Consider the following 17,306-nt stretch of genomic DNA (forward strand, 5'->3'; position numbering starts at 1 on the left):
CGCCGCCCCCGCCGGACACCTCCGGCGGGGGCGGCGCGGTTCCGGGCCCTCCCGCCCGCCGCTTGACCCTCCCGTCAGGGGAGGCGCCACGATGGGGCCATGGACGAGCGGGACGGCCGGTACACCATCGGCGACCTGGCCCGGCGCACCGGGCTGACGGTCAAGGCGATCAGGTTCTACGGCGATCGGGGCATCGTGCCGCCCACCGGGCGGACGGCCGCCGGCTACCGGGTCTACGACGCGGCGGCGGCGGCCCGGCTGGACCTGGTGCGGACGCTGCGGGACCTGGGCCTGGACCTCGCCACGATCCGCGCGGTCCTCGACCGCGAGGCCGACCTCGGCGAGGTCGCCGCCGCGCACGCCGACGCCCTGGACGCGCAGATCCGGGTGCTGCGGCTGCGCCGCGCCGTCCTGCGCACCGTCGCCCACCGCACCCCCGACGACAGGGAGATCACCCTCATGAACCGACTCGCCCGGCTGTCCGCCGAAGAGCGGCAGCGCATCATCGACGACTACCACGACGCCGTCTTCGGCGGCCTGGAACTGGACCCGCGGTTCGAGGCGGGGATGCGCTCGGTCCGCGTGGACCTGCCCGACGACCCCACCGACGCCCAGGTCGACGCGTGGGTGGAGCTGGCCGAACTCGTCCGCGACCCCGCGTTCGTCGCGCGGGTCCGGGAGATGGCCGAGGCGCAGGCGCGCGCCGTCGCCGACGGCACCTACGAGGGGGCCACCCCCGAGGCGGCCGGGCTGGCCGAGCGCATCACCGCCGTCGCGCGGCCGCTGTTCGAGGCGGGCGTCGACCCGGCCTCGGAGCGGGCGCGGGCGGCCGTGGACGGCCTGATGGGCGACGTCGCCGCCGCCTACGGCACCGGCGACACCCCCGGGGACCGGGCGGCGCTGGCCGACCGGTTCGCCGTGGGCTCCGACGCCCGGGTCGAGCGGTACTGGCAGCTGGTGGGCGTGGTCAACGGCCGGCCCCCGTTCGAGCCGCAGGTGCCGGTGTGGGACTGGTTCATCGCGGCCCTGCGGGCGAGCGCCCGCGGCTGAGCACCCCCGGCCCCGCGCGGCGGGGCCGGGGTCAGGCGGCGGGGCGCGCCGCCCCGCCCCTGGGCAGCTTCCAGGTGGCGACCAGCACGAACGACACGGTCACCAGCAGCGCCCACGCCCCGAACTTGGCCGGGTGCACCACCGCCCACGCGTCGACCTGGTCGGGGTACTGCCAGGCGCCCAGCAGCGTGGCGGCGTTCTCGGCGACCCACAGGAAGAAGCCGATCAGCACGAACGCCAGCGCGAGCGGCATCGTGTACCGGCGCTCGCCCACCGTGTAGCGGACGCGGGCGCCCCAGGTGACGGCGACCATGGCCACCGCCAGCAGCGCCCGGATGTCGGGCAGCCAGTGGTGGGTGAGGAAGTTGGCGTAGATGACCGCCGCGAGGATGCCGGTGGCGACCGGCCGGTACCCGGTGAGGTCGAGGTCGAGCAGCTTCCACGCGCGCACCACGTAGCTGCCCACCGCGGCGTACATGAACCCGCTGTAGAGCGGGACGCCGCCGACCTTGGTCCAGGCGTCCTCGGGGTAGCTCCACGAGCCCATGTGCACCTTGAACAGCTCGAACACCAGGCCCACGACGTGGAAGCCGAGGATCGCCGCGATCTCGCGGCCGGTCTCCAGGCGCAGCGCCCAGAAGACGGCGGTCAGCGCGACCCCGTAGAGCAGCAGCGCGTCGTAGCGGGGCAGCGGGAGCGGCAGCAGCGACGCCGCCGCGAGGCCGGCGAAGATGCCGACGGCGAAGGCGCACGCCCGCGCCTCCAGCCAGGCGAACCGGAGGAGCTGGCGGACGGCGTGCGCGGCGCGGCGGGCCGCGTCGGAGGAGGTCGGGGTCACGAGGGGTGGGACGCCCCGCACCGGGTTCCGGTTCGCCCCGTTCGCGAAGAACGGGGCGAACCGGGACCGGGGTCAGGCGCCGCCGAAGAAGCCGTTGTAGAACAGCGCCCCGTTGGTGGCTGCCACCACCGCGCCCGCCAGCAGCACGCCGGTGACGAACCCGGTGCGCAGCGACCGCACCAGGTACTCCAGGGCGACCACGTTGTTCAGCAGGAAGTAGCCGAGGAACAGGGCGTGGAAGAACCCGGGCTCGGTGAACAGGCCCGCGTAGTACCAGGCCGACCCGCTCCACATGCCGGACGCGGTGGTGAACCACTCCCACGCCAGGGACGCGCCCCACCCCAGCGGGATCTGGATGATGGGGATGACGAGCAGCGGCAGCAGCTTCACGAAGCTCCACAGGCCGGGCTGGTCGGCGCGGCGGGCCTGGGCCTGGGCGCGCCGGGCGGCCTGCTCCTCGGCGCGCAGCCGGTCGCGGTGGGCGCGCTCGGCCTCCTGGCGGCGGCGCTGCTCCTCGGCCTGCTGCTGCTGGATGCGCTGCTGCTCGTGCCGGCGGAGGCGCTGCTCCTCGGCCTCGCGCCGCTGCCGCTCCTCCTCGGCCTCGCGCCGCCGGCGCTCATCGGCCGCCGACCCGCGGTACAGGTCGTCGTAGGAGCCGTCGCGGTCGGCGGGCAGCGCGGCGGTGGGCGGGGCACCGGTGTCGCCGGGCCGCCCGTACTGGGCGGTGCGGTCGTAGCGCGCGGTGCGGTCGTACCCGGCGGCCTGCTGCTGGTCGTAGCGGGAGGTGGCCGGGGCCTGGTCGTAGCGGGCGGTGGACCCCGCGCCCATGACCGAGGTGGGGTCGGCGCCGCCGGCCCGGGTGGCGGCGGAGTCGCCGAGCAGGTGCGTGGCCGCGGCGCCGGCGGCCGCGCCGCCCGCCGCCGCGCCGAGCACGGAGGTGGCGCCGGCCGCGCCGGTGTCGGTGGGCGCCCCGCTGAGGGCGGCGTTGACCTTGCCGACCTGCTCGCGCACCCCGCGCATGACCTCGGGCGGCAGCCAGGAGGCGCCGATGGGGACGTCGCCGAGCGCGTCGAGGAGGTCGCCGGGGCCGGGCCGGCGCCGGGCGTCCTTGGCCAGGCAGGCGGCGACCAGGCGCTGCAGCGACGGCGGCACCGCCGAGACGTCGGGCTCGTGCTGGAGGATGCGCATGACCATGGTGGGCATCGCGCCCTCGCCGAAGGGGCCGATCCCGGCGGCGGCGTACACCAGCACCGCGCCGAACGCGAACATGTCGCTGGCGGGGGTGAGGCGCTCGCCCTGGATCTGCTCGGGCGACATGAACCCGGGGGTGCCGATGATCGACTGGGTGGCGGCGGTGCCGTCGGTGGCGCGGGCGATGCCGAAGTCGATGACGCGCGGGCCGTCCTCGGCCAGCAGCACGTTGCCGGGCTTGAGGTCGCGGTGGATCAGGCCCACCCGGTGGATCTCGATGAGCGCCTCGGCCAGGCCGGTGGCCAGCACCCGCAGCGTGTGCTCGGGCAGGCCGCCGTGGTCGCGGACGGCGTCGTCCAGCGGCAGCGACGGCACGTAGGAGGTGACCAGCCACGGCACCTCGCCCTCGGGGTCGGCGTCGATGACGGGCGCGGTGAACGCCCCGCTCACCTGGCGGGCCGCGGTGACCTCGCGGGCGAAGCGCTCCCGGAAGGAGGCGTCGGTGGCCAGGTGGGGGTGGATCCGCTTGACGGCGACGGCGCGCCCGCCCGCGGAGCGCCCGAAGAACACCTGACCCATGCCTCCGGCGCCCAGCCGGCCGATCAGCCGGTACCGGCCGATCCGCTCCGGGTCGCCGTGCTCCAGTGGGCCCACGTCTGAACCTCCGCATTCGCCGCCATGCATCACGATCCCTGCGATCGTAGCCAAACCCGGGCGTTCCTCGGCCGCGGGCGGAGGCGGTGCGCGCCGCCGGATCGCCTGTGAGGGAGACGCCCAGTCTAGGTCCTGGGATGACACGGAGCGTGCCCGCTGCGGCTCGCCCGGACCGGCCCGGCGTCGCGCCCGCCGGGCCGCGCCTCGTACGCTGCGCGGTATGCCGCACGAGTTCCTGCCGCCCGAAGAGTGGTTCGCGTCCCTGCCCACCGCCTACGTGGCGGCGTTCGGCCTGATCACCGACGAGGCCGGCCGCGTCCTCATGGTCGACCCCAACTACCGGGAGCACTGGACGCTGCCCGGCGGCATCGTGGAGGACGGTGAGGCGCCGCACCTGGGGTGTGAGCGCGAGGTCGCCGAGGAGGTGGGGCTGGTGCGCACGGCGGGCGCCCTGCTGTCCGTGCAGTGGAGCGCGCCGCGCGGGGTGCGGCCCCGGCCGTTCCTGTCGTTCGTGTTCGACTGCGGCGAGGTCGACTCGGGGACGGCGATCACCCTGCAGGTGGAGGAGCTGGACGCCTACGCCTTCGTGCCGGCCGGGGAGGCCCCCGCGCGGATGCACCCGGCACTGGCGCCCCGGCTGGCCGGGGCGCTGCGCGCCCGCGCGGAGGGGGGCACGGTCTACCTGCCGTGACCCCCCGTCCGCCCGCGCGGGCGCGCGCGCTCGCGCGCGGGACGGACGCGCGCGAGTCGTGCGGGTCAGCCGAAGTGGTAGGGCGTGAGGTACTCCGGCCGGACCACCTCGGTGCGGGGCGCCGCCTTCCGGACGATCTCGGCGAACTCGTCGGGCCCCATGGCGTCGCCGGTGGCGTCGACCGGCGGGTTCTTTAGGGCGACCTCGAAGTTGTCCCAGTGGACGGGCACGACCGTGCGCGGCTTGTCCAGGGCGCGGATGAGCCGGGGCACGTAGTCGTGGGTGGCCGAGGTGCTGGGCAGCGCGATCATCGCCACGTCGGGCTTGAGCCCGGCGACGTTGCGCTCCGCGAAGTCGCTGCCGCCCATGAAGAACACGGACGGCCCGCCCTTGACGGTGAGCTGGAACGCCAGGGTGTCGCCCTCGGGCAGGTCCGCGACCGTCGCGGGGCGCCGGGCGGGCGGGGTGAGGTGCCAGCCGGACAGCGCGATGGAGTGGGACTTGTTGCGGCTGTGCAGGGAGGCGACGACCTCGACGGTGTAGGCGCCGAAGTCGAGCACCTCGCCGCCCCGGACGTGGCTGAGCTGATCCGACTTCACGTCCATCGCCGCGGCGAGGTTGACCACGGTCGGGGTGCCGATGACGCGGGCGCCGGTGGTCGTGGCGATGTGCGGGACGTCGTTGAAGTGGTCCCAGTGGCCGTGCGTGACGAGGACCACGTCGGGGTCGCCGACGTTGTCGGCGATCGCCGTGGCGTCCACCTTCAGCTCGGTGCCGGGCTTGAACCCGTCCTCGCCGAACATGCCGGTGTCGAAGCGGCTCAGGTAGGGGTCGACGAGGACGGTGTGCTCTCCGATGTCCACCCGCCAGCCGGAGGTGCCGAGCCAGCGGAACTCCGCGGTGGCGCCGTGGCGGGTGGGGGCGGCGGCAGCGGGGGCGGCGGTGCGCACGGACGCCGCCCCGAGCAGCGGGGCCAGCGCGGTGCCGGCCGTGGCGGTGCGCAGGAAGCTCCTGCGGTCGAACGCGGACATGGTGGTCTCCCCTGGTCGGTGGTCGAGCGGTGGCGGCCGGCCAGGAGGAACGGAACCACCCCGGGGGCCCCGGTGTCCAAGACCGCCGGGGCGCACCTCCGATACGCGTCCGCCTATCGTGCCTGTTCAGCGCGGCACGGGGACCGATCGGGGCGGCGGAGAAGCGGGCGGCGCACCCACTACCCCGCCCGCCCGGCCGCGGCCCGCGCACCCTCCGGCGCCGGGGCGGCGCCGCGCAGCGCCTCGACGGCGGCGAGCGCCGCGCGGCCCATGGCGAGGTCGACGTCGATGCGGCGCGCGTCGAGGGAGCGGGTGGCCGCGAACACCGCGATGGCGTACCGCCCGCCGTCGGGGTACTCGGCGACGCCGGCCTCGATGTGCAGTCCGGGCAGGGTGCCGGTCTTGGCGGCGACCCGCACACCGGGCGGGAAGGCCGCGGCGAGCCGGGTCCAGGACATCTGCCGGGCCATGAGGGCGCGCACCGCGGCGCACGCCTCGGGCGGTCCGGCCGCGTCGCGCCAGATGAGCGCGAGCAGCCGGGTGATGTCGCGGGCCGTGCTGGAGCTGGTGTGCTCGGGGTCGAACACGCGCAGGGCGCGCACCCGTTCGGCGGGCAGCGTGGGGTAGACGCGGGCGAACTCCTCCTCGTCGCGGGCGCCGACGTCGGCGAGCATGGTCTCCAGCAGGTGGCGGGGGCCGCCGATGACGCGGGTCTCAACCAGGCCCAGCTCCTCGGCCAGCAGCTGGACCGTGTCGAGGCCGATGCGGCGCAGCACCAGGTCGGCGGCCGTGTTGTCGCTGACCGACATCATCGACAGGGCGCAGTCCCGCAGCGACATCTCGACGTCGTCGGCGTAGCCGGCGACGCCCCAGCCGCCCAGCCGGTCGGCGGCGGTGGCGACGACGCGCTCGGTGGGGTCGAGCTGCCCGGCGGCGGCCTGGCGGGCGAACTCCAGGGCGATGAGGATCTTGGCGAGGGACGCGATGACGACCCGCTCGTCGGCGCGCACGGCCACCTCCCGCCCCGCGCGGCCGTCGGGGCCACGGGGGCAGTCGGGGTCATGGGGCTCGGCGGAGCCGTCGGGGCCGTCGGAGATGTCGCGCACGTGCAGGCGGGCGTCGACGCCCGCACGGGAGAGGGCGGCGGAGACGCGGTCGGCGGTGGTCACCGCCCCACGGTACCGACGCCGACCCGCGCCGCCCCGGCCCGGCCCCGGCCCGGGCGATCGGGTGACACCGACGAACCGTGCACCGCCCACCGCCCGCCCGGACCAGGCGGCCCGGACGGCGCGCCCCGGCCGCTCCCCCATGCCCCTGGCGGTGAAGGGCCCCGCCGCCGGGACGGCCGCCGGCCCGGCGCGGGGGCACCTACCCGCGCCGCGGTGCCCTGCCGCGCCCCGGTCATAGGCGTCCGCCTATCGTGGCGGGATGGACCTGTCGCGGCACCTGCGCCACTTCCTGGCCGTGGCGGAGGAGATGCACTTCGGCCGGGCGGCCGAGCTGCTGGGCATCGCCCAGCCGCCGCTGAGCCAGTCGGTGCAGCGGCTGGAGCGCGAACTCGGCGCCACGCTGTTCGACCGGTCCCGGCGGCGCGTCGAGCTGACCACGGCGGGGCGGCTGCTGGTCGACGAGGCGCGGGCGCTGCTCGCCCGCGAGGAGCGGCTGCGCACCGTGGTGCGCAAGGCCGAGGCGGGCGAGCTGGGCGAGCTGCGGGCGGGGGTGCCGCCCGACACCCCCGCGACCGCGCTGCGCGCCCTGCTGGACGGGCTCGCGGCGGAGGCGCCGGGCCTGCGGGTCGACCTGCACGAGCTGACGACGGGCGAGCAGGTGCGGGCGCTGGCTGCGGCCCAGCTCGACGTCGGCCTGGTCCACCACCCGGTGGACGCGCCCGATCTGGAGTTCGGCCCGGAGGCGGCGGCGCCGCTGGGGGTGCTGCTGCCCCGCACGGCGCCGCTGGCGCGGCTGGGCGAGGTGGCGCTGGCCGACCTCGCGGGCCACGACCTGGTGCTGTTCCCCCGGGCGACCGCGCCCGGGTGGTACGAGCGGGTGCTCGACGTGTGCCGGGGCGCCGGTTTCACCCCGGACCGGGTGCGCCACGCCGGGAACCCCGAGTTCCTGGTCGGGCTGGTGCTGGCCGGGCACGGGGTGGCGTTCGCGCCCGAGGCGGCGGCCCGGCGGGAGCCCCGGGTGGCGTGGCGCCCGCTGGCGGGGCGCCCGCTCGTCCGGCGCCTGTCGGCGGCCTGGCCCCGGGCGGGCACCCACCCGGCGGCCCGCCGGTTCGCCGACCTGGCCGCCGGCGTCCTCGCGCCCGACGGTCCCCTGCCCGGGCCCGCCGCCCCGGCCGGGCGCCGGCCGTGGTCGGTCGTCTACACGCCCCCGGACCACCCCTGACCCCCGCCCCGCCCGCGGCGCGGGGGCGGCGGGGGTCAGGCAGCCGCGGGGCCCCGGCCGCAGGCGGCGCAGCTGGGGCGGCGGCGGTAGTGGTAGGCGAGGGTCGCGGCCCCGAGCGCGGCGCCCCACAGCGGGAACAGCGACGTGGGCAGGTGGCCGAGGAGGGTCATGCCGGCCCCCGCCCCCGCCACCTGCTCGCCGACGAGCTGCGCGTACCCGGAGACCATCGCGATGCCGCCGACGAACAGCAGGACGGCGACCGCCGAGGCGGGTACGACGGCGAGGGCGACGGGCACCCGGCGCCCGGCCAGGCCGACCATCCAGCGCGGGAAGACCTCGCCCCAGCGCTGGATCAGTCCGAGCGTGAGGACCGCGCCGCCCAACCCGAACGCCGCGAGGAACGATCCGGACGTCCACATGCCCTGCTCGGCACCCTCGCGCAGGAACTCCTCGGAGATGCCGAGGGGGATGCCCGCCAGCCAGGCGAACCGGGTGGCGGCGTACAGGACGGGCACCACGACGGCGAGCGCCACCGCGACCCGCCCCCACCGGGCGGCGGCGGCCGGCTCGGTCCAGCCGCGCCCGTGCCCGGTGCGCCCGCAGTGGGCGCACGTGCCGGGGCGGCGCCGCAGGTGGGCCAGTGCCGTCAGCGCCCACAGGAACCCGCCGGCCAGGCAGAGCACCTGGTGCCACAGCGCGGGGTCGGACAGGGCGGCGAGGTACAGGGCGCCCACGTCGGCGCCGGTGATCAGGCCGACGATGCCGTAAGGGGTGTAGCCGACGACGGTGAGCAGGCCGACGTCGGTCATCAGCAGCAGGAGCACGCCGGACAGGGCGGCGCCCGCCGCGACGGCGACGGGGCGCGCGGCGCGCGCCCCCCGGGCGACGGCCAGCGCGAGCAGCGCGGCGGGCAGTCCGGCGGCGGCCACCACGGCCCACGCGGCGGCCGGGCCGAGCCGGCCGACGACCGGGCCGACGACCGGGTCGACCCGTTCGGGCGCGAAGGGGAACCCGTCGCCGGTGGCCGCCCAGAACAGGCCCAGGGCCGCGTAGCCGAGCGACCACAGCGCCGCACCCCACGGCGCCCACACCTGCCACCGGGGGCGCGCCGCTCCGCCGCCGTCCCGGGCGGAGCCCGGCGCCGGCAGCGGCGGTCGGGCGCCGCCCGCGCCGAGGGCGTCCGTCGGCGCCGGTGTGCGGGGGTCCGCCGCGCCCCCGGCGTCCGCCGCCTGCGGTGCGCCGCCCTCCCCGTTCCGCGCGCGGGCGGCCGCGCCGCCCTCGTCGTGCCGTACGCCCGCCATGACGCCTCCCGTCTCCGCCCCCGGTGCGCCCGGCCCGGTGCGGGCGGCGTCGCCCTCGGGGGCACCCCCATGGTCGACGGCGCCCCCGCCCCGCTCCCTCCCCCTGGAGATGGGAACCGCCCCACCGCCCTCCCCCGCACGGGGGAGCCCCGTCCACAGGCGGGCGGTACCGGTGGCGCGGGACCCCTCGGTGCGGGTCGACTTGGATCAGGGGTTCCCCCCGGCGCGAGGGCCCCCTCCCCCACCGCCGCAGGGGGCGTCCTCGCCTGCCCGGAACGCGCCGTCACCTCGACGACGGGGGAAGGGGACATCGGGTCGGGTGGGAGCGGAGGGCGCACCGGGGTGGGGGCGCCGGGAGAGGAAGAGGCGGTGGTCCACGGAAACGAGGACCAAGTGCCCGAACTTCGCATTCGATGGCAGACGCGGCTTTATATGCCGTACCAGGGCAGGCTCCGAAGCGGCGCGCGGAGGGCGCCGGGTGCCCGTGAAACGGCTTCCCGCGCCGCGCCCGCCGCGCGGACGCGCCACGGCACGACGCCGCCCCCACCGTTTCGACACCGCCCTGACGTGCGTGGACACGCCGCCCCCGCGCGTCCGCTTCCGGCCGCGCCGCCCGCCCCCGGGCGGGACCCGCGCCCGCGGGCGCGGCGGCCGCGCCCCCGCCGCGCCGCCCGCGCCCGTCGCCGGGAACACACCGCGACCGACCTTTGACCGCGCGGAAAAAGCGTCTGTAGGGTCAGCGCTCGAACACGGGCCCGCGGCCCTGTTCGCTCCGCGCACACCCCCGACCGACAGAGGTGCCGTCCCATGGCGAACCCCGCGCCGACCATCTACGACCGCATCGGCGGCAACGAGGCCGTCACGGCGGTGGTCGAGGACTTCTACGTCCGCGTCCTCGCCGACGACGAACTGGCCGGCTACTTCACCGGCGTGAACATGTCGCGGCTCAAGGGCCGCCAGGTCGAGTTCTTCTGCGCGGCCCTGGGCGGCCCGGAGGAGTACACCGGCGGCGAGATGAAGCAGGTCCACGACGGCATGGGCATCACCCGCCCGCAGTTCGACCTGGTCGCCGGCCACCTCACCGCCGCCCTGCTGGACGCCGGCGTCCCCGAGGACACCACCGGCGAGATCATCGCGCGGGTCGCCCCCCTGGCGGGCGACATCGTCTCCGACGCCCCCGCCGCGCGCTAGCAGCGCCCGCCGCCGCGGCCCCGCCCCCGCCGCCGGCCGCCCGCGCGCCCGCGCCGCCCCATCCACCGACGCACGCGCCACCCGGGAGCAGGCGGCGGCCGGCCCGGCCGCCGGACCCCCCGGGGGCGCCGAGGACACCAGCATGCCCCTGCCGACCGCGCCGCACCCCCGCCGCGGAGGGACCCGACCGTGGACGTGACGCGCCTGAAGCAGAGCTGGCAGCAGGTCGCGTCCTACGGCGACGAGGTCCCGCTCTTCTTCTACTCCACCCTCTTCCTGACCCACCCCGAGGTGCGGTCGCTGTTCCCGATCAGCATGGCCCTGCAGCGCGACCGGCTGGTCGGCGCCCTGGGCCGGATCGTCTCCGACGTGGACCGGGTGGACGAACTCGTCCCGTTCCTCCAGCACCTCGGCCGCGACCACCGCAAGTTCGCGGTGCTGGCCGAGCACTACCCCGCCGTGGGCCAGGCGCTCCTGCACACCCTGGCGCACTTCCTCGGCCCCCGCTGGACCCCCGACCTGGCCCGCGACTGGACCGACGCCTACGGCCTGGTCGCCCAGGTCATGTCCGAGGCCGCCGACACGGCCGCCAAGGAGACGCCCCCGTGGTGGGACGCCACGATCGTGTCCCACGACCGCCGCGCCCCCGACATCGCCGTCATGACGGTCGAACCGCACCAGCAGCTCGACTACCGACCCGGGCAGAGCCTGGCCGTCGAGACGCCGCTGCGGCCCAACCTGTGGCGGTACTACACACCCGCCAACGCCCCCCGCCGCAACGGCACCATCGACTTCCACGTCCGCGTGGTCGACGGCGGCCCCGTCAGCACCACCCTGGTGCAGGGGGTCCGGGCCGGCGACGCGCTGCGGCTCGGCGCCCCGGTGGGCGAGCGCCTCACCCTCACCGGGCGGCGCGACGTGGTGCTCATCGCGGGCGGCACCGGGCTGGCCCCGTTCCGGGCGCTGATCGACCAGGTCGCGCAGGAGGGCCTGGGTCGGCGCGTCCACCTGTTCGCCGGCGCGCCCACCCTGCGCGCCCACTACGACCTGCGCGCGCTGCGCGCCCTCGCCGACGCCCACCCGTGGCTCCGGGTGGTGCCGTGCGTGTCGCGGGAGGCCGCCCGGGACGGCGTGGAGGGCGGCGACGCGGTCGACGTGGCCCTGCGCCACGGCCCGTGGTCGACCGAGGACGTCCACGTCTGCGGCTCCCCCGCCATGGTGGAGGGGACGCTGCGCCGCCTCGCCGAGCACGGCCTGCCCCCGTCACACGTGCGCGTCGAGGAGTTCACCAGTACCGAACCGACCGGAGGGATCTCGTGACGGCACGCGAGGACACGGGGGCGGCCCGCCGCTCCCAGCCGCGGCTCAGTCCCGAGCGCGTGCGCACCCAGGAGTTCTCCCGCGCCTCCCTGGGCAGGCGCGGCTACGACGAGCAGGAGGTGCGGTTCTTCATCGGCCGCCTGGCCGAGGACATCGCGGCGGGCGACGCCGAGCGGATGAGCCTGCGCTCGGAGATCGAGCGGCTGCGCACCCGGTTCCGGGAGCAGCAGTCGACGGCGGCCGACCCGGCGCCGCACCCCAGCGGGCCGCCCGCCGACGCGGTGAACCTGCTGTCGGCGGCCCAGCAGCAGGCCGACGCCTATGTGGCGCAGGCGCAGGAGTACTGCCGCCAGCTGACCGAGCAGGCGCGCCGGCAGTCCGACGAGATCCTGCAGGAGGCGCGCGTGCAGGCGGAGGCCGCCGCCGAGGCGGCCGTCGCCGAGTACCGGGCCACGGCGGGCCCCCGGCACAGCGCCGACCTGGAGGAGGTCGAGCGCCGGGTGGCGTGGCTGCAGTCGTTCTCGCGGGCGGTGCAGATCCAGATGCAGGCGGCCAGCGACGCGTTCGCGCGGGAGATCAGCCGGTTGAGCGACCTGTCGGCGGGTGCCGCCGAGACCTACCGGGGGGAGCCGGAGGGCGCGCGCCGCGCCGAGCCGGCCGACCCGGGCCCCCTCTCGCCGCCCCCGCCGCCGCAGCACGGCGCGCGGCCGGTGGGGCACCGCCCCGGCGACCGGGTCTGACGCCCGACCCGGCCGGGGCGGGCCGCACCCCGCCCCGGCCGGCGGTCAGCTCGCCTGGATCTCGCCGCCGGTGGGGGCCAGGGTCTCGCCGGTGTAGTAGGACGACGTCCGGCCGCTGGCGAAGAACACGTAGGACGGCGCGATCTCGTCGGGGTCGGCGGCGCGCTGCATCGGCGCCTGCTGCCCGAAGCCCTCGACCTTGTCCTCCGGCAGTGTCGCCGGGATCAGCGGGGTCCACACCGGGCCGGGCGCCACGACGTTGAACCGGATGCCGCGGTCCAGGTAGTGCTGGGCGAGGCTGCTGGACAGGTTCATCACCGCGGCCTTGGACGCCGCGTAGTCGATGAGGCTGTCGTTGCCGCGCAGCCCGTTGACCGACCCGGTGATGACGACCGACCCGCCGTCGGGCAGGTGCGGGAGGGCCGCCCGCAGCAGCCAGAAGACGCTGAAGACGTTGACCTGGAAGGTGCGGGTGAGCTGCTCTGTGGTCAGGTCGGTGAAGTCGTCCACCGGGGCCTGGGTGGCGTGGTGGGCGACGACCGTGTCGAGTCCGCCGAGGTCGCGGACGGCGCGCTCGACGACGTCGGCGCAGTGCGCCTCGTCGGCGAGGTCGCCGGCCATCAGAGTGCAGCGGCGCCCCTCGGCCTCCACCAGGGAGGCGGTGTGCCGGGCGTCGTCGTCCTCCTCCAGGTAGGCGATGGCGACGTCGGCGCCCTCCTTGGCGAAGGCGACCGCCACCGCCCGCCCGATACCGGAGTCGCCGCCGGCGATCAGCGCCCGCCGGCCCTCCAGCAGCCCACTGCCCCGGTAGTCGCGCATCTCGTCGCGGGGCCGGGGCTCCATGGGTCCGGTCCGTCCGGGGTAGGGCTGGGTCTGTCCCTCGGGCTCGCTCATGGGGTCCCCCCGTCTGTGGTCGGCGTTCCTCCCCCGTGGGCTATCCGGCGCCCCGGACGGTAAACCCGGGCCCCGGCGGCGGGTGGGTACATCCGTTGACACAGCCGCGCGGCCCTCGGGATACTCGCATCCCCCGGCCTTCCGCGCCCCGGACCGCCGTGCTCTCGCGCCCCCGAACCGCCGCCGCGGTCCTCGTGCTGGAGGGACACCCGCATGACCACCATCGAACCTCCCTCCCCGGCCGGGTTCGCCGACGCCCTGCGGGCCCTGTTCGCCGAGCCCGGTCTGCACGCCGCGCTCCGCCGCACCGCCGACCTCGCGGTGGCGGCCATCCCCGCCTGCGACGACGCGGCCCTGTCCCTGGTCGAGCGGCGGGGGCGGCTGTCCACCCCGGTGGCGGCGGGCGACCTGGCGCGCCGCGTCGACGGCCTGCAGACCCGGCTGGGCGAGGGGCCCTCGATCGACGCCGTGTGGGCCGACGACCACCTGGCGCTGCCCGACCTCGCCGACCCGGCCGTCACCGCCCGGTGGCCGCGGTTCACGGCCGAGGCCGCCCGGCTGCCGGTCGGCGGCATGCTGGCGTTCCGGCTGTTCACCGCCGAGGAGACGGTCGGGGCGCTGACCCTCTACGCGGGCGCGCCGGGCGCCTTCACGCCGCGCGACCTGGAGCTGGGGGTGGTGTTCTCCGCGCAGGCGGCGTCGGCGCTGGCGGCGCACCGGCGGATCGCCGACCTCAACCGGGCACTGGACACCCGCGAGACCATCGGGCAGGCGCAGGGCATCCTGATGGAGCGCCACCACCTCACCGCCGACCAGGCGTGGGAGCACCTGCGCACGACGTCGCAGAACCTCAACATCCGGTTGGCGGAGCTGGCCGCGTCGATCGCGCTGACGGGCGAGGAGCCCGACGGCGCCGACCGCCCGTGACCGCCGGGCCGGCCGGTCAGCCGACGTAGCGGCGGGCGGTCGAGGTGCGCTGCGGCTCCTCCAGCAGCCGCAGCCCCGCGGCGACGCGGGGCGGCACCGGCCGGCGTTCGGCGAGCACCCACGGCAGCCCCGCCAGGGCCTCCCCCACGGCCGCCGCGCTGACCCGGTCGCGCGGCACGGACCGCAGGACGTCGCCGGTGCGGCGCAGCGCGGCGCCGGCGGGCCGGCGCAGCCAGGTGGTCCACAGCGTGTTGCGGATGCCCAGCCGGCGGCGGCCGGTGCCGTCGCGGTTGCGCGAGGGCCGGTGGTGGACGGTCAGGTCCGGGGCGTAGCACAGCCACCAGCCGGCCGCCGCGAGGTCCAGCGACAGCAGTTCCTCCTCGCCGCCGATCCACAGCCGGGGCGAGAACCCCCCGGCGGCGGTGAACGCGTCGGCGCGCAGCACCGACGCCCCGGCGAGGATGCTGAGCAGCGGCGGGCCGGGCAGGCCGGGCCGGCCGGGTACGGGCGAGTCGCGCAGCTCGCGGACGATGGGGTCCTCGCGCCCGCCGGGCTCCACCAGGATGCGGGCGGTCAGGGCTGCGACGTCGGGGTGGGCGTCGAGCAGGTCGGCGGCGCGCGCCAGCCCGCCGGGGTCCCACCAGGTGTCGTCGTCGCAGAAGGCCACGTAGGGGGTGTCGAGTGCCTCCACCCCGATGTTGCGGCCGGCGGCGCCGAGGTTGGCGCGGGCCCGGATGAGGCCGACGCCGGGGCGGGCGGCGACCGCGTCGGCGGTGCCGTCGGTGGAGGCGTTGTCCACGACGACGACCGGCGGCCGCTCGGGCAGCCCGGCGAGCCGGTCCAGGACGTGCAGCAGTTCGGCGCACCGGTCGCGGGTGATGATGACCACGCCGACGCGGGGGTCGGGTCCGCTCACGCGTCCTCCAGCCGCCGCAGGTCGCGCTCGACGCCGGCGGGCAGGGGGCGGCGCCGGGCGAGCGCGGCGGGGGCGGCGCGCAGGGCCTCGGCGAGGGCGCCGCGCGCCTCGGGCGCGGTGGCGGCGTCGCGGGCGAGGCGGGCGGCGGAGCGCACGGCGCGGCCGGGCGGCCGGCGCATCAGGTCGATGAGCAGCGCGTTGCGCAGTTCGCGGCGGCGCCGCCAGGCGCTCGGCGGCCGGGCGGCCGACGGGTGGTGGTGGGCGACCACCTCGGGCAGGTGGCACAGCTCCCACCCGGCGGCGGCGAGGTCCTGGGCGAGCAGCGCCTCCTCGCCGATGAACTCCAGCACGTCGCTGAACCCGCCGACGGCGCGGAACGCGTCGGCGCGGACCACGGCCGCGCAGGCGAGGAAGCCCAGGACGCGCGGGCCGGGCAGGTCGCCGGGGCCGGAGTCGAGTCCGGCGGCGAGCAGGGCGTTGACGGGGTCGGGGCGGTCGTCGGGGCCGACCAGGGTGGCGGCGGCGACCAGCCCGAGGCGGGGGTCGGCGTCGAAGGCGTCGGCGGCGGTCTCCAGGGCGCCGTCGGCCCACCAGGAGTCGTCGTCGCTGAACGCCACGTAGGGGGTGGCGGCGAGGGCCGCGCCCACGTTGCGGGCGGCGGCGCCGCGGTTGCGCCGCAGCCGCACGACGCGCACCTCGGGGTGGGCGGAGCGGACGTAGGCGGTGGTGCCGTCGGTGGAGTCGTTGTCCACGACGACGACCGGCGGGCGGGGGCGGAGCGCGCGCAGCCGGCGCAGGGTGCGCCCGAGTTCGGCGCAGCGGTCGCGGGTGGCGACCACCACGGTGGTCCGGGGCGTGTCCTGGGGCTCCACTCGGCCTCCCGGTCGCGGGTGCGGGGGCGGCGCGGTCGCGGCCGGGGGCCGCGCCGTGCCTGGTCGGCGAAGGCGTACCGCTACCCGGCCGGGTGGCGGGTATGCGAAGCGCGGGCAAAGCCTGCGCCATACCGGCTTGTTCCGGGTTGGCGCGTGGTGGTGTGTCCCGTAGTGTCGGACATGTTGTGCAGGAGGTCCGACAGCGCGGCCTTGACGCCATCACGTGCGTCCTGCGATTCCCGGCCGGGGGGCCACTTCCGGGGAGTCACACTCGCCGACGCGCCCGCACAACCGACGCGTCGGCGGACGTGAGGGCATGTGATCGGCGGTCTGACTCCGTCAGAAGCAGGGAACGTCACGATGAGCTCATCGAGCACGCTCCGCAGCCGGAACGAGACCGCAGTCCCGGGCCCGCGCCGATCGGCACGGGCCGGCCGATCCGACGAAGCGTATTACGAGAGGACCCGCGAGCTGTTCGCCGAGCTCGCGGGGGTCGAGAGGAGCGACCCGCGGCGCGAGGAGCTGTACCGCGCGCTGGTCGAACTGCACGGGCCGGTGATCCGCCGCATCGCCCGCCGCTACCGCAACCGCGGCGAGCCCGAGGAGGACCTGCGCCAGGTCGTCACGGTGGGCCTGGTCCAGGCCATCCGCGACTTCGACCCCGACTACGGCAAGGAGTTCATCTCCTATGCCCTGCCGATGATGACCGGCGAGGTCAAGCGGCACTTCCGGGACCGCACGTGGGCCATCCGCGTGCCCCGCAAGCACCAGGAGAAGCGGCCCGAGCTGAACCGGGTCACCTCCGCCTTCGCCCAGGAGCACGGCCGGTCGCCGACGGTGGCCGAGATCGCCGAGCGGCTGGAGATGACCGTCGAGGAGACCCTGGAGCTGATCGACGCCTCGGCGGCCTACAGCGCCCTGTCCCTGGACGTGCCCTACGGCGCCGACGAGGAGGAGAAGACCCTCGGCGACACGCTCGGCGAGGACGACTCGGCGCTGGAGAGCGTGGCCGACCGGGCGTCGCTGCGCCCGGCGCTGGCGACCCTGTCGCCGCGTGACCGCAAGATCGTGCTGCTGCGGTTCGCCGGCAACAAGACGCAGGCCCAGATCGCGGAGATCGTCGGGCTGTCGCAGATGCACGTGTCCCGGACCCTGTCGGCGTCGCTGGCCAAGCTGCGCGCCCAGCTCGTCCCCGACATCTGAGGCGGGCCCCGCCACCGCGGACGGCGGGCCCCGGACACCCCTGGTGTCCGGGGCCCGCCGCGCGTCCGGCCGCCCCCGCCGCGGCCGCGGCGGGGG

The 17,306-nt window shown here is 76.9% G+C and carries 16 protein-coding genes; 8 read left to right on the forward strand and 8 right to left on the reverse strand.

Features of this window, described 5'->3' with window-relative positions:
* The first annotated feature begins 99 nt into the window (after positions 1-99).
* Positions 100-1,050: a MerR family transcriptional regulator gene (locus NT8_RS20190; protein WP_067971949.1), complete on the forward strand. Its 951-nt coding sequence runs from the start codon at positions 100-102 to the stop codon at positions 1,048-1,050.
* A 31-nt stretch (positions 1,051-1,081) separates the two neighbouring features.
* Here the strand turns inward: NT8_RS20190 and NT8_RS20195 are convergent, their stop codons facing one another.
* Both NT8_RS20195 and NT8_RS20200 read right to left on the reverse strand, forming a co-directional pair.
* Positions 1,082-1,888 (reverse strand): DUF817 domain-containing protein, encoded by an 807-nt coding sequence (locus tag NT8_RS20195; RefSeq protein WP_084469124.1) that lies wholly within the window; start codon positions 1,886-1,888, stop codon positions 1,082-1,084.
* Between the two features lie 72 nt (positions 1,889-1,960).
* Positions 1,961-3,733, reverse strand: coding sequence for a serine/threonine-protein kinase (locus NT8_RS20200; protein ID WP_067971952.1), 1,773 nt, complete (start codon positions 3,731-3,733; stop codon positions 1,961-1,963).
* Between the two features lie 220 nt (positions 3,734-3,953).
* On the opposite strand from NT8_RS20200, the gene NT8_RS20205 reads away from it, so the two are divergent.
* The gene (locus tag NT8_RS20205; protein WP_067971955.1) at positions 3,954-4,424 is read left to right on the forward strand and encodes an NUDIX domain-containing protein; all 471 of its coding nucleotides are present in this window, start codon (positions 3,954-3,956) and stop codon (positions 4,422-4,424) included.
* 65 nt (positions 4,425-4,489) lie between these two features.
* Here the strand turns inward: NT8_RS20205 and NT8_RS20210 are convergent, their stop codons facing one another.
* Positions 4,490-5,455, reverse strand: coding sequence for an MBL fold metallo-hydrolase (locus NT8_RS20210; protein ID WP_067971957.1), 966 nt, complete (start codon positions 5,453-5,455; stop codon positions 4,490-4,492).
* Positions 5,456-5,634: 179 nt separating this feature from the next.
* Positions 5,635-6,624, reverse strand: coding sequence for a serine hydrolase (locus tag NT8_RS20215; RefSeq protein ID WP_067971961.1), 990 nt, complete (start codon positions 6,622-6,624; stop codon positions 5,635-5,637).
* 259 nt (positions 6,625-6,883) lie between these two features.
* Here NT8_RS20215 and NT8_RS20220 point away from each other — a divergent pair, with 259 nt between their 5' ends.
* The gene (locus NT8_RS20220) at positions 6,884-7,846 is read left to right on the forward strand and encodes a LysR family transcriptional regulator (RefSeq protein ID WP_067971963.1); all 963 of its coding nucleotides are present in this window, start codon (positions 6,884-6,886) and stop codon (positions 7,844-7,846) included.
* A gap of 35 nt (positions 7,847-7,881) precedes the next feature.
* Here the strand turns inward: NT8_RS20220 and NT8_RS20225 are convergent, their stop codons facing one another.
* Positions 7,882-9,147 (reverse strand): hypothetical protein, encoded by a 1,266-nt coding sequence (locus NT8_RS20225; protein ID WP_067971965.1) that lies wholly within the window; start codon positions 9,145-9,147, stop codon positions 7,882-7,884.
* 807 nt (positions 9,148-9,954) lie between these two features.
* Between NT8_RS20225 and NT8_RS20230 the strand changes: the two genes are divergently transcribed.
* The 3 genes from NT8_RS20230 (at position 9,955) to NT8_RS20240 (ending at position 12,398) form a co-directional block, all read left to right on the forward strand.
* Positions 9,955-10,338: a group I truncated hemoglobin gene (locus NT8_RS20230; protein ID WP_067971968.1), complete on the forward strand. Its 384-nt coding sequence runs from the start codon at positions 9,955-9,957 to the stop codon at positions 10,336-10,338.
* A 189-nt stretch (positions 10,339-10,527) separates the two neighbouring features.
* Positions 10,528-11,658 carry an FAD-binding oxidoreductase gene (locus NT8_RS20235; protein ID WP_067971971.1) on the forward strand — a complete coding sequence of 377 codons (1,131 nt, stop codon included), beginning with the start codon at positions 10,528-10,530 and terminating at the stop codon, positions 11,656-11,658.
* Positions 11,655-12,398 (forward strand): DivIVA domain-containing protein, encoded by a 744-nt coding sequence (locus NT8_RS20240; protein ID WP_067971973.1) that lies wholly within the window; start codon positions 11,655-11,657, stop codon positions 12,396-12,398. The genes NT8_RS20235 and NT8_RS20240 overlap by 4 nt, the downstream gene beginning before the upstream one ends.
* Positions 12,399-12,443: 45 nt before the next feature.
* Here NT8_RS20240 and NT8_RS20245 read toward each other — a convergent pair whose 3' ends face one another.
* Positions 12,444-13,292, reverse strand: a complete 849-nt coding sequence (locus NT8_RS20245; protein WP_067971977.1) for an SDR family oxidoreductase — start codon at positions 13,290-13,292, stop codon at positions 12,444-12,446.
* Positions 13,293-13,505: 213 nt separating this feature from the next.
* Here NT8_RS20245 and NT8_RS20250 point away from each other — a divergent pair, with 213 nt between their 5' ends.
* Complete coding sequence (locus tag NT8_RS20250; RefSeq protein ID WP_067971979.1) at positions 13,506-14,219, forward strand: GAF and ANTAR domain-containing protein; 714 nt, start codon at positions 13,506-13,508, stop codon at positions 14,217-14,219.
* Positions 14,220-14,235: 16 nt separating this feature from the next.
* Here NT8_RS20250 and NT8_RS20255 read toward each other — a convergent pair whose 3' ends face one another.
* The gene (locus tag NT8_RS20255; RefSeq protein WP_067971982.1) at positions 14,236-15,135 is read right to left on the reverse strand and encodes a glycosyltransferase family 2 protein; all 900 of its coding nucleotides are present in this window, start codon (positions 15,133-15,135) and stop codon (positions 14,236-14,238) included.
* Positions 15,132-16,007 (reverse strand): glycosyltransferase family 2 protein, encoded by an 876-nt coding sequence (locus NT8_RS20260; protein WP_067971985.1) that lies wholly within the window; start codon positions 16,005-16,007, stop codon positions 15,132-15,134. Before NT8_RS20260 ends, NT8_RS20255 begins: the two co-directional genes overlap by 4 nt.
* Before the next feature lie 360 nt (positions 16,008-16,367).
* On the opposite strand from NT8_RS20260, the gene NT8_RS20265 reads away from it, so the two are divergent.
* The gene (locus NT8_RS20265; protein WP_084469126.1) at positions 16,368-17,210 is read left to right on the forward strand and encodes a SigB/SigF/SigG family RNA polymerase sigma factor; all 843 of its coding nucleotides are present in this window, start codon (positions 16,368-16,370) and stop codon (positions 17,208-17,210) included.
* The last annotated feature ends 96 nt before the right edge of the window (positions 17,211-17,306 follow it).

The sequence above is a fragment of the Nocardiopsis trehalosi NBRC 14201 genome (assembly GCF_001552555.1).
Lineage (GTDB): Bacteria > Actinomycetota > Actinomycetes > Streptosporangiales > Streptosporangiaceae > Nocardiopsis_B > Nocardiopsis_B trehalosi.